Origin of the sequence: Novosphingobium sp. TCA1 (genome assembly GCF_009811895.1) — a bacterium.
Lineage (GTDB): Bacteria > Pseudomonadota > Alphaproteobacteria > Sphingomonadales > Sphingomonadaceae > Novosphingobium > Novosphingobium panipatense_A.
This window is the reverse complement of sequence record NZ_BLJH01000011.1, coordinates 1-13,704: the sequence shown is the minus strand read 5'-3', so window position 1 is coordinate 13,704 and position 13,704 is coordinate 1. Positions and strand designations below refer to the sequence as shown.

Annotated in this window: 12 protein-coding genes and 1 tRNA gene; 5 read left to right on the top strand and 8 right to left on the bottom strand. The window is 63.1% G+C overall.

Annotation, left to right across the window (positions count from 1 at the left end; all coding sequences use genetic code 11):
* Nucleotides 1-398: 398 nt before the first annotated feature.
* The 3 genes from NTCA1_RS13775 to NTCA1_RS13765 form a co-directional block, all read right to left on the bottom strand.
* Nucleotides 399-1,193: an SDR family NAD(P)-dependent oxidoreductase gene (locus NTCA1_RS13775; protein ID WP_159830924.1), complete on the bottom strand. Its 795-nt coding sequence runs from the start codon at nt 1,191-1,193 to the stop codon at nt 399-401.
* 11 nt (nt 1,194-1,204) lie between these two features.
* The gene (locus NTCA1_RS13770) at nt 1,205-1,957 is read right to left on the bottom strand and encodes an SDR family oxidoreductase (RefSeq protein WP_159830923.1); all 753 of its coding nucleotides are present in this window, start codon (nt 1,955-1,957) and stop codon (nt 1,205-1,207) included.
* Nucleotides 1,958-2,117: 160 nt separating this feature from the next.
* Nucleotides 2,118-3,227 (bottom strand): helix-turn-helix transcriptional regulator, encoded by a 1,110-nt coding sequence (locus NTCA1_RS13765; protein ID WP_159830922.1) that lies wholly within the window; start codon nt 3,225-3,227, stop codon nt 2,118-2,120.
* A 125-nt stretch (nt 3,228-3,352) separates the two neighbouring features.
* Between NTCA1_RS13765 and NTCA1_RS13760 the strand changes: the two genes are divergently transcribed.
* The 5 genes from NTCA1_RS13760 (at nt 3,353) to NTCA1_RS13740 (ending at nt 7,884) form a co-directional block, all read left to right on the top strand.
* Nucleotides 3,353-4,471, top strand: a complete 1,119-nt coding sequence (locus NTCA1_RS13760; protein ID WP_159830921.1) for an LLM class flavin-dependent oxidoreductase — start codon at nt 3,353-3,355, stop codon at nt 4,469-4,471.
* A gap of 2 nt (nt 4,472-4,473) precedes the next feature.
* Complete coding sequence (locus NTCA1_RS13755) at nt 4,474-5,637, top strand: sulfotransferase (protein ID WP_159830920.1); 1,164 nt, start codon at nt 4,474-4,476, stop codon at nt 5,635-5,637.
* Complete coding sequence (locus NTCA1_RS13750; protein WP_159830919.1) at nt 5,637-6,446, top strand: sugar phosphate isomerase/epimerase; 810 nt, start codon at nt 5,637-5,639, stop codon at nt 6,444-6,446. The genes NTCA1_RS13755 and NTCA1_RS13750 overlap by 1 nt, the downstream gene beginning before the upstream one ends.
* A 4-nt stretch (nt 6,447-6,450) precedes the next feature.
* Nucleotides 6,451-7,686: a DUF1214 domain-containing protein gene (locus tag NTCA1_RS13745; RefSeq protein ID WP_159830918.1), complete on the top strand. Its 1,236-nt coding sequence runs from the start codon at nt 6,451-6,453 to the stop codon at nt 7,684-7,686.
* 122 nt (nt 7,687-7,808) lie between these two features.
* Nucleotides 7,809-7,884: transfer RNA gene (locus NTCA1_RS13740), tRNA-Thr, on the top strand.
* A gap of 21 nt (nt 7,885-7,905) precedes the next feature.
* On the opposite strand, the gene NTCA1_RS13735 is transcribed toward NTCA1_RS13740, so the two are convergent.
* The 5 genes from NTCA1_RS13735 to NTCA1_RS13715 all read right to left on the bottom strand — a co-directional run bounded on the left by NTCA1_RS13735 (nt 7,906) and on the right by NTCA1_RS13715 (nt 13,414).
* Complete coding sequence (locus tag NTCA1_RS13735; protein WP_159830917.1) at nt 7,906-8,544, bottom strand: glutathione S-transferase; 639 nt, start codon at nt 8,542-8,544, stop codon at nt 7,906-7,908.
* Nucleotides 8,534-9,553 carry a rhodanese-related sulfurtransferase gene (locus NTCA1_RS13730; RefSeq protein ID WP_086493572.1) on the bottom strand — a complete coding sequence of 340 codons (1,020 nt, stop codon included), beginning with the start codon at nt 9,551-9,553 and terminating at the stop codon, nt 8,534-8,536. Before NTCA1_RS13730 ends, NTCA1_RS13735 begins: the two co-directional genes overlap by 11 nt.
* Nucleotides 9,554-10,214: 661 nt before the next feature.
* Complete coding sequence (locus NTCA1_RS13725) at nt 10,215-10,634, bottom strand: hypothetical protein (protein ID WP_133084765.1); 420 nt, start codon at nt 10,632-10,634, stop codon at nt 10,215-10,217.
* Nucleotides 10,635-10,637: 3 nt separating this feature from the next.
* Nucleotides 10,638-12,380, bottom strand: coding sequence for an ATP-binding protein (locus tag NTCA1_RS13720; RefSeq protein ID WP_133084766.1), 1,743 nt, complete (start codon nt 12,378-12,380; stop codon nt 10,638-10,640).
* Complete coding sequence (locus tag NTCA1_RS13715; RefSeq protein WP_133084767.1) at nt 12,377-13,414, bottom strand: SIR2 family protein; 1,038 nt, start codon at nt 13,412-13,414, stop codon at nt 12,377-12,379. Before NTCA1_RS13715 ends, NTCA1_RS13720 begins: the two co-directional genes overlap by 4 nt.
* Nucleotides 13,415-13,704: the final 290 nt, after the last annotated feature.

Here is a 13,704-nt window from a genome sequence, read left to right as displayed (position 1 = left end):
AAAGCTGACATAACGATCTTGTTCGAATCGGCCGCGGCAACGCAACCGGCACGGACACTGCCGAGACCCGGCCGACCCGTGACGCGACCCCACGGCCAGGCCTTCCCGGCAGGCGATTTCGCTTAACTCGGCGGCAGTCCGGCCTCGCGGCCGATCCAGTATCCTCGGGAGCCTATGCTTCTGGAGCCCTGACGACTGCCGCCGGCTTTGTTCGGTTTTCCATGATCCGGCCCAGACCGGATCGCGGCGCCGGTCCATTTTCGCCCAGAGCGATAATCCCGGGGGGGAAATTATCGCCAAGGGGGTGACCTCCTCGCCGAGGTCTGGCGAACTGCGATGGACCGGCGCCGCGCCTCAGTACTCGTTCCGGTGGTCGCCGCAGCGCCAGCCGCGCAGTTCTATCCGGCGCTGACGATGCCCGGCCGCTCCGCCCCCATCCCCGAAAAGCCGATCGAATAGCCGCCGTCCACCGGCAGGACCACGCCGGTCACGTAAGCCGCCTCGTCGCTCGCCAGATAGAGCGCGGCCTGCGCGATATCCTTCGCCAGTCCCCAGCGCCCCATCGGAATCCCCGCCAGCACCGGGAACTCGGCCGGCGGCTCGGCATGGGTGCGGGAGGCTTCGACCAGCCCTGTCCACATCGTGCCCGGCGCGATGGCGTTCACCCGGATGCCCTGATCCGAATAGTCGAGCGCCGCCACCTTGGTCAGCTGGTTCACCCCGGCCTTGGCCGCGCCGTAGACCGAATGGTGCTTCCAGCCGATCACGCCCGAGGCCGAAGTCGTATTCACGATCGCCCCGCCGCCGGTCTTGAGCATGGAGATAATGCCGTACTTCATGCCCAGAAACGCGCCGCGCAAGTTGGTAGCGTGGACGCGATCCCACGTTTCCAGCGACTGCGTGTGCAGCGGCGCCATCGGCCCGCCGAACCCGGCATTGTTGCACAGCACGTCGAGCCGCCCGAAGCGGTCCTCCGCCGTAGCGATCATCGCCTGTACTTGCGCCTCGTCGGAGACGTCGCACTGCACGCCGACCGTATCGCCGCCGAGCGATGCCGCCACTTCGTCCTGCTTGCCGGAGATATCGGCCAGCACCAGCCGCGCGCCCTCGGCATGGAACAGTTCGGCCATCGCCCGGCCCATTCCCGAACCCGCGCCGGTGACGATGCAGACTTTTCCCTTAAGCCTTCCCATGATCGTTCCCCTCACGCGCTCGTGTCGATGGTCGGACGGATCGAAATTTCGGAGATGTTCGTCCGGCGCGGCATGGCGAGGATGAAGACGATGGCCTCACCGATATCGCGCGGCTTCACCGCGCCTTCCTTGCTGACATGGGCCTTGATCGCGGTGCGCCACTGCGGGTCGGAAATCGAATCCGCCACCTCGGTCTCGGTCGCGCCGGGCATCAGCGTAGTGACGCGGATGTTCTTGCCGCCCAGTTCCTGCCGCATCCCGTCAGTCATCATGTTGACCGCGTGCTTGCTGGCCGAATAGGCGCTGGTCATCGGACCGCCCTTGCGCCCCGCGAGCGAGGAGATGGTGATGATATCGCCCCCGCCCTGCTCCAGCATGTGCGGCACGGCGGCGGCACTGGTGTAGACGGTGCCCATCAGATTGATGTCGATCACCCGGCGATAGATCGCGGTATCGCAGTTCTCGATCCCGCCCGCTTCCATGATCCCGGCCGAGTTGATCAGAATGTCGATCCGCCCGAATGCCGCGACGGTCTGCGCCACAGCCCCACGCGCATCGTCCTCCACGGTCATGTCGCCCGGAATTGCCAGCGCCTTGCCGCCCGCCGCCTCGATCTGCTCCACAAGCCCCGAGAGCCGCTCCGCCCGGCGCGCGCAGACGACCACCGTCGCGCCCGCTTCGGCAAGGCACAAGGCCGCCGCCTCCCCGATCCCCGACGACGCGCCAGTAACGAGCGCGACCTTTCCTGCAAGCTGGCCCGACATGCCTTCTCCACTTCACCCGCGCGGCGCCTTGCGGCCGCTTTCGTATCCATTGGCTGGAGCGTGGCGAGGGTGAAGTCAACGGGAAATGCTGAACTAGTGTTCAAATCGCCTGCACGAGGTGGCGGGAATGTATCCAACTGGACGAAATGATCAGATGGGTTCAGGCAATCGCCAGCACACTGCGATGGATAAACCGCACCAAGTCCGCCTGCCCCCGCGCCCCGGTCTTGGCGTAGATCCGCTTGGAATAGGTCCGCGCCGATTCCACCGTCAGCCCAACTTCCGGCCCCGCCTCGGCAATCGACAGCCCGCGACTGAGAGCCAGCGCCAGCCGCGCCTCGCTAGCAGTAAGGTCGAACAGCTGAGCGAGCTGCCCGCAGCGGTCGGCGGAAGACCAGTGATCGGCGTGGAGGTAGCAAAGCACCGCCGGCGCCGCCCGCGTCGTCCCCATCCGCCGGCCGGAGGGGACCAGCAGCAAGTCCAGCCACGGCTCCCGGCACAGCACCAGCGCACGCGGCCGGGCATCGGGATCGCGCGCGAGTTCCCCGATCGCTTCGGAAAGCTGCCGCCGCAGCTTCGTTTCATGCGCGCTCAGCCGGCCATCGCGGGTTCGCATGAGTCCGGTCGAGCCTGCCAGCATCCGCGTGCCCAGCGGATCGGCATCGAGCACCCTGCCCTCACCGTCGAGCGTCACCCAACCGAAGTTCATCCGCCGCACGGCCTCGCGCTCGATCTCCGCGCCCATCCGCTCACGCTCCAGCGCCACGAAGCTGCCGAGCGCCGCGCGCAGATGGGGGGCCAGGTCTTCGAGCAGGCCATCGACATCCGCCGCGAACTCGTCGTCGCGCCGGGTGATCGTGATCCAGCCATTCACCCCGCCCGGCTCGGCGAAACGGATCATGCGCATGTGGTTCATGCCGGAGGGCGCGAGCAATTGATCGAGATAGGCGTCGTGCCGCGGATCGCCGAAGCGCAGCAATTCGTGCAGCGCGTGGCTGCGCCCCTCCTGCATGGCGTGATAGGGCATCGGATCGCGCAAGTAGAGGCTCTCACGATAGAGCCGCGAAACCGGCGGGGGCGAGGGCTGGCCGGAATAGAGGTGGATCACCCGCGCCTCCGGCGTGCCCAGCGGCAGGGGGCGGAACACGAGGCTGGCATAATCCGCCGCAACCCGCGCGCGCAGGGCATCGAGGAAGCGCCGCCAGGGCGGGTCTTCCACCAGTCCCTCGATCAGCGGCACCAAGAGCGCCGCGTCCTCCCCTTGCAGCATTTCCGTGATCCCCAAATGGGAATTTGCCTCGGCCGAGGGCTAACCCACAACCGCATCCAGAAACAACGAGCGGCGCCGAACCATCACCCCAACGATCGGCGGACGCTGCGTGAGAGGATGGCCCTATGAATGTGCAGCCCGCAGCCTTCCTGCGAACCACCCTACCGCTCGGCATCGATATGGCGCAGGATTACGATTCGGGCCGCTATCACTCGATCTGGCTGCCCGATCACATGGTCAGCTTCTGGCCCGATTCGATCTGGACGCCAGAATTCACCGATCTCGCCAAAGCATCGCCCAGCCCGCACCGTCATCTCGACGGTCTGGCGGTGGCGGCGGCGACGGCAGTGCTGACGAAGAACACCCCGCTGGCGACCACCGTGGTCGACACCGTGCGCCGCCATCCATCGCTGCTGGCGCAGACGGCGCTGACGATCAGCCACTTGTCGCAAGGCCGCTTCATCCTCGGCCTCGGTTCGGGCGAGCTGGAAAACACGGTTCCTTACGGGTTCGATTTCGACAAGCCGGTGGGGCGGCTGGAAGAATCGATCAAGGTCATCAAGCTGCTGTGGCATGCCGACGGCCCGGTCGATTTCGAAGGGCAGTTCTTCCACCTCCACCATGCGCGGATGGACACCGAGTTCTACGAGGGCAAGGCGCCGCCGATCTGGTTGGGCGCGGCAGGCCCCCGCATGCTGTCCATCACCGGGCGCGAGGCGGATGGCTGGTGGCCGGCGGGTTCGTGGACGCCGGAGGACTATGCGGCGAAGCTGAAGGTCATCCTCGACGCGGGCGATGCCGCCGGGCGCGACATGAGCCACTTCACCCCCGCTCTCACCCAGATGTGCCTGATCGGCGAGCCCGACGAGATCGACGAAATGCTGCGCGCGCCGATGGTGAAATCGATCATCCTGATGATGACCGCCAAGGACCTTGCCCAGTTCGGGTACGAACACCCGATGGGCACGGACTGGCGCGGCATCATGGACTTCGACCCCGTGCGCCTCAGCCGCGAGAAAATGCTGAAATTCTGCGACGAGATGGACCCGCAGGCGATCCGCGACGTGCTGCCCGTGGGCACGCCGAAGGAGGTCGCCCGCAAGATCAAGGGCTTCGCCGATGCCGGAATGCGCGTCTACAAGCTGATGGAATATGGCGCGATGGGCGGCATGAAGTTCTCCGCCACCAGCGCCGCCAAGGTCCGCGAGACCGAAGACGAGATCGCCCGTCTGGTGGGGGCTTGACCATGGCCGACCTGAGCGCGCAGCAATTGCTTCTCGAAGCGCAGCAAATCACCGGCGTTTCCGACTGGGCGGATGATGGCTTCCCCGAACGCTTCGCCCTCGCGGTGGAACACATCAACGGCATCGCCATGGACGCGGCAGGCCGCGCAGCGGCAGCGGAGAACGTGCTCTGGCTGCTGACCGATCGCCTGCGCTTCTTCGAGGATCGCAAGCGCTTCCCGCTGGCCGACGAAGCGATCGACCGCCCCATGTTCGTTAGCGGCGAACCCCGCTCGGGCACGACGCTGATGCACGCGCTGCTCGCGGTCGATCCCGGAGCGCGGGCGCTGCGGTTCTGGGAGGTCATGCACCCCTCACCGCCGCCGGGCACGGTGGAGGCCCCCGATCCCCGCACCGCCACCGCCGATGCCGAATGGCGCGAGATCAATGTGAAGATGCCGCGCTGGCTGCTCTGCCACCCCTACAACGACATGCTGGGCCAAGGTCTGCCCGAAGACGAGCGCACCTGGGCCTTCGACTTTCGCGTGATGACCCCCACGGCGTGGTGGCGCGTGCCGATGCAGAACCTCTCCTTCGGCCTGCCCACCGATCCGCCTGCGCAGTACCGCATTCACAAGGCCATGCTGCAGGCGCTGCAATTTAGCCGCCCCAGCCGCCACTGGGTGCTGAAGGGCTTTCACACCACGCGGCTCGACGCCTTCTTCGATGCCTATCCCGACGCCTCGCTGGTATGGCTCCACCGCGATCCGGTGATGGTCGCGGCCAGTTCGACGATGATGATGGCGGACATCATGGACGGGATCGTCGGCAAGATCGATCTGGTGAAGGAAGCCCGCGCCCATCTGGAGCGTGTGCGCTGGTCGATCGGCAACACGATGGCCCATCCGCTGGCGAACGATCCGCGCATCCACCACGTGCGCTATCGCGACTTCGTGGCCGATCCGATCGGCGTGATCCGCGATTACTACAATTTCGCGGGCCGCCCCTTCACGCCCGAAGCGGAAGCGGCAATGCAGCGCTATCTGGCGGAAAACAAGGGCGACCGCCACGGCAAGTTCCACTACTCGACACAAGTGCTGGTCGATGCCGGTTACGACATCGATGCTCTGAACGCAGAGTTCGCGCCGTTTCGGGAACGCTTCGGCGTAGAGATCGAACAGCGCTGATGCACCCGCGCGTCAGCCTCCATCAAGTGGCGATGGTGGACCGGGAGACCGGCCCCTTCCTCCAGTTTTGCTGTGATATCGGGGTGCAGCATGCCACGCTGGTTTCTCCGCGACTCTTACAGGCGAACGAACGAGATGGTGCACGTGAGGCAGTGCAGCATGGCCGGATCGCCGTGGGCTGCATCAACCATCCCTTCGCGCTCCACCCCGACCTTGAGCGAGACAGCGGGATTGCCGCACGCGATCTGATCCGAGTGATCGACATGGCCGCAGAGCTTGGCGCGCCATCGATCTACCTCATCACCGGTGGGCGCGGTAGACTATCGTGGGAACAGGCGGCAACGCGCTTCGCCGAACTGCTCGCCCCTTGCCGTGATCATGCCGCCGCCCGCGGCGTCGCGCTACTGGTCGAGAACGCCTCGCCGCTGACGGTGGACATCCACATCGCGCATACGCTGCCCGATACGCTGCGGCTCGCACGGCTCGCGGGCATCGGCCTCTGCGTCGATCTCCACGCCTGCTGGGTGGAGGCGGACTTGCGCGAAAAGCTGGCCGAGGCCCTCCCCCTCGCCGGCCTCGTGCAAGTGAGCGACCATGTTCCCGGAGACCGCACCACGCCCTGCCGCGCCGTTCCCGGAGACGGCGCGGTGCCACTGGAGGCGATCCTGCGTGATGTGCTGGATCTCGGCTACACCGGCCTGTTCGACCTCGAACTGGTCGGCCAGCGCATAGAGGCGGAGGGCGCCGAACTAGCCTGCACCCGCGCCGCCCACACGCTTTCCGACATTCTCACCCGGCTAGGAGCCTGACACGATGGCATTCGGCGATGGAACCGACGACGCAGCACTCAAGACGGCGTGGGACACGTTCTGCGAACAGTTGAAGCACGCCGGCATGTCCGCCTTCAAGGACGCCAATCCGGCCAACCCGCTCCAGCGCGCCGATGCCTTCCGGTTCCTGACGCAGAATCTGGGGCAGGCCTTCGACCTTGCCCTCGAAACCCGCGATCCGGCTTTTCCGCAGATCCACCGGTTCACCACGCCGACCATGAAACTCGGCGGCGACTTGGCCGACTTCACTTATCGGCAGGCATGGATTTCCGGCGATCACGTCTACCGCCTCAGCGGCCGCCGCGGCACCGCGCGCTGGCTGAACGTGACAGTCCAGGGCCCGCGCCCGGACAAGATCCCCGGCACCGACTGGCCCAGCCTGCACGAACCCTTCGGCGACATTCCAGAGGCCAACCTGTTCGGTCACCAGATCGAAGCCGATGCCGATGGCCGCTTCGAAGTGATCATCGGCGGCCCTCCGCAGGAAAAGAACTGGCTGCCCACCACACCCGGATCACGAAAGCTGTTCATCCGGGAGGCCTTCGACGCTTTCGGCGAAACGCCCACCACGCTCTCGATCGAGCGGATCGGCATGGCCACGCCCCGCCCACTGCCCTCACCCACGCGGATGACCGAAGCGATGGGCTGGGCCGGAAATTTCGTCACCGGCCTGATGCGCGACTGGCCCGAACACGCCTGGCTCACCTCGCGCGGCGTCTGCGATCCCGCCAGCCTCAACATGTTCCCGGCGGACAAGGCCGCCAACGACGCCAGCGACGCCAAGCGCGGGCGCATGGCCGCGCACATGGTCTGGCACCTCGAACCGGACGAAGCGCTGATCGTCGAGATGGACTGGCATCCCGGCTTCTGGCTGTTCGGCATGGGCGGCGCGCTGATGGGATCGATGGACTTCCTCCACCGCCCGGTCAGCTATACCCCCGCCCGCACGAAAGTGGACGACGACAGCGTGGTGCGCCTGATTCTCGCCCACCAGGACCCCGGCCTCCACAACTGGCTGGACACGCAAGGCTGCTCCGACGGCAACCTCACCTACCGCAACCTGATGAGCCAGCAGCCCGCGACTTTCCGCACGCATCTGGTGAAAGCTGCCGACCTGCCGGAACACTTGCTGCCAACGACCGCGAAAGTCACGCCGGACGAGCGCGCCGCGCTGCTGCTGGAGCGATATCGCGCGATCAAACTCCGCTTCGGCTTATGACGGACAAGAAATCCAAAAAAGATCCTCGCGAGTGGGTGCAAAGCCCCTTGCGCGATCTCGCGCCGCTCGGTAAAGGCGCCCCCTGCCCCGGTATGGTATTGAACCCGAACCGATCAAGGCAAGCCGCTTTAGCTCAGTTGGTAGAGCACATCATTCGTAATGATGGGGTCACGTGTTCGAGTCACGTAAGCGGCACCATTTCCCCTACATTCCAAATCTTCAGCAATCCGCCTCGGCGAAGCGTATCGGATCGTCTCCGGGTTGCCACGGCGGCAGGCGGAGCATTGTCTTTGTGAAAAGGGGCGATGCCAGATGGGCGTCCAGCCAGCGTTGCAGGCGCGGAAGGGGCTGGGCGGCGAACCAGTTGGGGTCGGTGGCGGCGAACTGGCGGATGAAGGGCATGATCGCCATATCGGTCAGGCCGCGCGTGGGGCCGCAGAGCTGATCGTTATCGTTCAGGCGTTCCTCCAGTTGGCGCAGGAAAACCAAGCCGTTGCTGCGATGAACCGCGGCGTCGGTGCCGTGGCGTTCGGGGTATTTGTAGCGATCGAGGTCGTGCTTGAACGGGCCGTCGTTGGCCGCGATGAGCGCCGTGTCTTCGCGGGCGAGCCAGTTTTCGGGATCTCTGCGCTCCAAGGCCCAGCGCATGATGTCGAGGCTCTGGTCGATCACCGTGCCGTCCGGCAGTACCAGAACCGGCACCGTGCCCTTGGGCGAGGCTTCCAGCATGTCTGCGGGTTTGGCGGAGAGCTTCACCTCGCGCAGTGCGCATGTCGTGCCGCTCACCAGCAGGGCCAGCCTTGCCCGCATCGCGTAGGGGCAGCGGCGGAAGCTGTAGAGGATCGGATCAGTCGTCATCGGTCGCGGCGAGGTTCTCCGGCTTGCGCACGGCGCCGACGTGAAGTTCGCCGCGCTCGGCGGCGAGCCCTTCCTGGCGGTGACGTTCGCGGTAGGAGGCGCGCTGCTCGTCGCTGCGTTCGTGATGGCAGGCCGGGCAGCTGACGCCTTCCTCGTAGAGGGGCGAGGCCTGGTCTTCGGCGTTTACCGGGCGGCGGCAGGCGTGGCACAGCGCATGGCTGCCCTGAACCAGCCCATGACCGATGGTGACGCGCTGGTCGAACACGAAGCATTCGCCCTCCCACAGGCTCTCTGCCTCGGGCACCGTCTCCAGATACTTGAGGATGCCGCCCTTGAGGTGGAAGACGTCCTCCACGCCTTCCTGCTTGAGGAAGGCGGTGGACTTCTCGCAGCGAATCCCGCCGGTGCAGAACATCGCGACTTTCGGCGCCTTGCCGCCCTCGCCCCGTGCCGCCAGCAGTTTCTCGCGCTCGGTGCGGAACCACTCGGGAAAGTCGCGGAAAGTCGCGGTGCGCGGGTCGATCGCGCCCGCGAACGTACCGACTGCCACTTCGTAATCGTTGCGGGTATCGATCACGATCGTATCGGGATCGGAGATCAGCGCGTTCCAGTCCTGCGGCTCGACATATGTGCCGACCACCAAGAGCGGGTCGACGTCGGGCTGGCCCATCGTCACGATCTCGCGCTTGAGGCGGACTTTCATGCGGTGGAACGGCATGTCTTCCGCGCCGGAGAGCTTCACGTCCACATCGGCGCAGCCCGGCAGGGCCCGCACATGGGCGAGCACGCGTCCGATGCCTTCATGGCTGCCGGCGATCGTGCCGTTGATGCCTTCCGCCGCGAGCAGCAGGGTGCCCTTGATGCCCTCCTCCTCGCAGAGCGCCAGGAGCGGCGCGCGCAGCGCGGCGAAATCCGCGAAGCGGGTGAACTGATAGAGCGCCGCCACGCATATATTCGCGCGGCCGGCGCTATCGCCGGAGGGGGTCAGGGAAGCACAGCCATTCTGCATGGCGCGGCCCTTAGCGCGGAATGACGCAAAAATGAATGGCGCGCGGGCAAGAAGAAACCCGGCGAGACGAGCCCGCCGGGGTTTTCCTGAAATCGTCAATTTATTGGCAGGCATAAATATAAGTGTTTCTCTGTCTCAGTGTGTATGTACATGCGCTCCGCCCAGTAATTTTCATCATTTCAGACCTCAATGACCGTTAAGGGCATTTGATACACACGCTGCCTCCCTCCGATCACTGATAGCCCGGCAAATGAGACAGCCTCGTAGGGATAGAATGTAGCGCATACACTCCCCATGCTCCAGTCATTTTTGCGGTTGTCTCAAAACCTCGACGCCCTCGGCGCCGAAGGCTGCACCTATATGATGGGGCTGGCGGGCGTTTGACCCCAATATCTATGGCTACGACAGTGTGTGGTGAGCGGATCACGCACGCTAGTGACGATTCAGGAGGAGCTACGGGCCCTTCGGTCCCGCCTGTGGAATTCGCCAACGAGCGTGACGGAGATGCTGCTACTGCAGATCATTGACTCGCGTGAGACACGAACCAGACTATTGCAGGGCATCGTGCTGGCGGGGTCGGCAGGGTCATCCCGAGAAGTGGGTGACCGATCAATAACGTTGTGTTGGCTGCAACCTTTGGTTGGTCAACTCGTACTCAGCTTCACGGTGTCGTGGCCGAATTTGCCTTCAGCTCAAAGCCACGCTCGACGAGTGCTTGCACCTCCTCAATGGTGGACGCTTCCGCTTCAACGTCGCCCACCCTTAACCGAACCTTCCTTCCTGCTTTGGATGCGAACCACGTTCCGGCTGCTGCAATGAGCCCAGTGGCGATGGGCGAAATCATTACCAGATAGTCGCCAGCCCAACGTGCAATCTGAGGGGCATCGGTCGAGAAGCACAGCGGCTGTCGCCGTTGAGCCGAATTCCCAACGATTGCCTCAAAGCGGCCAATGTCGGCAGACAGCAAATCGTCGGTAATCATGGGATCATTTGCATTCGGCAGCAGAACAACGTCTGCCATTTTCATTGGTGATGACAGGCTATGAGCCAGAAGATCGCCTTGTGTTGACTGGCTGGGCATAATTCAGCTCGATCGCGCCTGGCTTCGAAGGCATTCGACCGCTGCCTCAAGCAACTTTTCGTCGGGTTGTAGGGTGCCCCATTCCTTCCAGAAGTCCCTTGTGGCGCTGTCGGGTTTCACCTGCGGCTGATCGAGCTTAATCCGCGTGGGGAGCAAGACTGCATCGCCGAGTAGGAGCGCTTCGCCGGTGTCGAGGAGCGGGAGCATCGCTGTGAGGCCGACAAGGGAGTCAGGCATCAAGCGTTTGATCACATTCTGATCGCTGTCGTTCGTTAGCCGGAGAGCGAGGAAGTTGTTGCACTGGGAAAGGATAGTGCGGCTCACGTCGGAGGGGCGCTGGCTCACGACAAGCAACGAGAAACCGTACTTTCGGCCTTCCTTGGCGATGCGCTCAAACGACCATAGCGCTTGCCGCTGTACGGCGTCGGCATCATCCTTCACCGGAAGATAGAGGTGCGCTTCGTCACACAGCAGGGTGATTGGCGTGCGCGACTCTGCGCTCATCCAGAACTGGACGTCGTAGAGCAGGCGGGCAAGCGTGCCGGTAACGACAGGAAGAACGTCGGCAGGCACCTCGGAGAAATCGATTATCTTAATGCCATTGCCAGAATCTGCCCGAAGCAGTTTCACGATTTGTTTTGCGAGCCATCCATATTCTAGCGCCTCAGCGGGTGGCGAGAACATGAAGCCATAGCGGCGATCGTCGAGCTTCGCTTCCAGCCGGGAGATGAAGCGAGTTAGCTTATCTTCCCATTCTCCCTTGACGGGCCCGGTTTTACCGACCCCCTTTGTGGTGTTGTCGGTTTTCAACCGCGACACCAAATCCTTGACGGCATAGGGTATGGGCGAATCGACCGTAAAGGTTTCTTTGACCTTGGCTTTTCCTGAAGAATCCAGGGTGGCACCCTTGAGGTCGCGGACATGAAGCGTGAAGCGGGAGGCCTGATTGGGCGCGTTCTGATCGCTACGATCTAAGATCATCGACAGCATTTCATCACGGTTCAGAAGCCAATAAGGCAGGAACAGCACGTCGTCTTTGGGATCTGCGAGGTCACCAGGACCAGCGATGCGGAAGCGCTGGGCGAAGCCGCCTCCGGCCTTGTTCGTAAGTGGTTCGTATTCCCCGTGCATGTCAAAAACTACGATGTTGGGGAATTTCAACTTGGCCGCCCGCTCTAGGATGAGGGCTACAGCCCAGCTCTTGCCGGAGCCGGTGCTACCGAGGATCGCGGCGTGGCGTTGGAAGAAGCGATCACCACTTGCGATCGCTTCGGCGCTGCGATCCGCAACAAAAGTGCCGAGCTTCAACCGTTCTTCTGCGGAGAACCCGGCTCCCAAGATCCCCATGAAGCGCTGAAGATTGCCGCCTTCGATTACGAAGCAATCCCGATCAATCTGCGGAAAACTGTCTGCGCCGCGCTTAAATGAGTCGGTCTTGTCACCATCGACCGTTCGATAGGTGCCTATGACGAAGGCCTGCATGTGGTCCGCGGGGGAGACGGTCAGCGCGCCGAACTCGCCACCTTCAGGATCGGGAAGCTCTTCGCGTAGCGAGCGGGTGACCCGGTCGGTCATCCCGATCAAGAATTCCGCTTGTGTTGCTCCTTTGATGGCGATGAGCTGCCCGATTCCGACGCGCGTCAGCATTTCGGAATTGGTCACGTCTATAGACACGCGACTGGTATCGACACCGGCTACGCGCCCGATCTGATCGTTCTCTGTGAACTCAAGCGCCGGGCCAGTCATACCGATAGAACTCCCTTCACAAATCCATCAAGGTCCCAGTAGTCGATCCCAGGGTGGAATATCTCCGTTCCATCCACGATGAAGCGCGTGCCTGCGGCCCCGCTTTCCTCATGGCGTTCCGCCGCGATCACATTCTTGTTTTCTAGCGCTATTCCTCGAGCCTTGGGTGACAGCGCATAGGTAAGGATCACTGTCTTCACGCCTGATTTGATTCGTGGCGTGAGATGGGTTTCCAAATGATCATCGTTGAAACCGTAGCCGATGATGAAGAATCGACGTGCTTTGTCGATGGCGTCGTTCGCTTTTTCGCGATGCTTGTCGAACGGGCTCTCATAGCCGCTGCGGAATTTGTTTAGCCCTGGCGTGATGATAAGACGTGGCAGCGGCAATGTTCCCGCATAACGGACTGGATTGCCCTCGCGATGATACCAGTCCAGGCTGCCATGAGGCTTGAAAACATTGGCCTTTGAGGCGAATTTGTAGCGTACGTTTTTGCCCACCAGTTTCACGTGCCGGCAGAAGCTCCAGTAGCTGTCTTCGGGATCGAGGCGAGCTGCGAAATGGCCACAAAACATCGTATCGACGCCGAGCCCAGCTTCCTCGCAGGCCAACTCCACGAGACGATCGTAGTTTGTCGTCACGATCGGTATGCCTGTGCCTGGCTTCAGCAGGTGTGGGACAAGCTTGGTCAGCCTCAGCGTCCTCGTGTTATTGAAGACCTCGGCGATGATGCTTGCCTCCGCGGCCGCGATGAAATCGCCGGTGCTCTGTACGATGGCGGCCTCAAGGGATGCGGTGGGCGCATGCTTCAGCAATGCGGCTTCCAGCCCGTCAGTTTCGATGAGAGGATGGATATCCTCCCAGAGCTTGGTGTCGTCCGGAGATAAGCTGGCCGGGATATGGGTCACGAGGTGATGCCCAAGCGCCCCCATACCGGGAACGCCCTCTGCGCAGGACAGTCCGGATCCAACAACTAGAACGAGGCCGTCGCCAAAGTGTTCTTGAAGCTGCTTCTTTAACGCACTCAGTTCCACGTGCCCCCACCGACGTCGCAGCGCCATCTTCGACACCGGAATACCTTGCTAAGTTGGAGGCAGGCAAGCGGGCTATGCACTATATTCAATGGCGCGGCACAGCCTGCGCGCCGAATTTAGCTTTCATGGACGCTGCCTCTCATATCGATTTGGATGCTGGCCCGTCGGTCACCATTATCGTATCTGTTGGCGCGTAGGCGAAAAGATCCTACTGCTGATTATTGCTCGCATTAGAGCCTGATCCAAAAGTTGTTGAGCAATACCAGCATGTTATGATTCACGCCGTCCTT

Excerpts from the sequence above, each read along its gene's own strand:
- NTCA1_RS13775 (WP_159830924.1), bottom strand. The coding sequence starts at position 1,193 with ATGGGAAGGCTTAAGGGAAAAGTCTGCATCGTCACCGGCGCGGGTTCG.
- NTCA1_RS13755 (WP_159830920.1), top strand. The coding sequence starts at position 4,474 with ATGGCCGACCTGAGCGCGCAGCAATTGCTTCTCGAAGCGCAGCAAATC.
- NTCA1_RS13745 (WP_159830918.1), top strand. The coding sequence starts at position 6,451 with ATGGCATTCGGCGATGGAACCGACGACGCAGCACTCAAGACGGCGTGG.
- NTCA1_RS13750 (WP_159830919.1), top strand. The coding sequence starts at position 5,637 with ATGCACCCGCGCGTCAGCCTCCATCAAGTGGCGATGGTGGACCGGGAG.
- NTCA1_RS13760 (WP_159830921.1), top strand. The coding sequence starts at position 3,353 with ATGAATGTGCAGCCCGCAGCCTTCCTGCGAACCACCCTACCGCTCGGC.
- NTCA1_RS13735 (WP_159830917.1), bottom strand. The coding sequence starts at position 8,544 with ATGACGACTGATCCGATCCTCTACAGCTTCCGCCGCTGCCCCTACGCG.
- NTCA1_RS13765 (WP_159830922.1), bottom strand. The coding sequence starts at position 3,227 with ATGCTGCAAGGGGAGGACGCGGCGCTCTTGGTGCCGCTGATCGAGGGA.
- NTCA1_RS13770 (WP_159830923.1), bottom strand. The coding sequence starts at position 1,957 with ATGTCGGGCCAGCTTGCAGGAAAGGTCGCGCTCGTTACTGGCGCGTCG.
- NTCA1_RS13720 (WP_133084766.1), bottom strand. The coding sequence starts at position 12,380 with ATGACTGGCCCGGCGCTTGAGTTCACAGAGAACGATCAGATCGGGCGC.
- NTCA1_RS13725 (WP_133084765.1), bottom strand. The coding sequence starts at position 10,634 with ATGCCCAGCCAGTCAACACAAGGCGATCTTCTGGCTCATAGCCTGTCA.
- NTCA1_RS13730 (WP_086493572.1), bottom strand. The coding sequence starts at position 9,553 with ATGCAGAATGGCTGTGCTTCCCTGACCCCCTCCGGCGATAGCGCCGGC.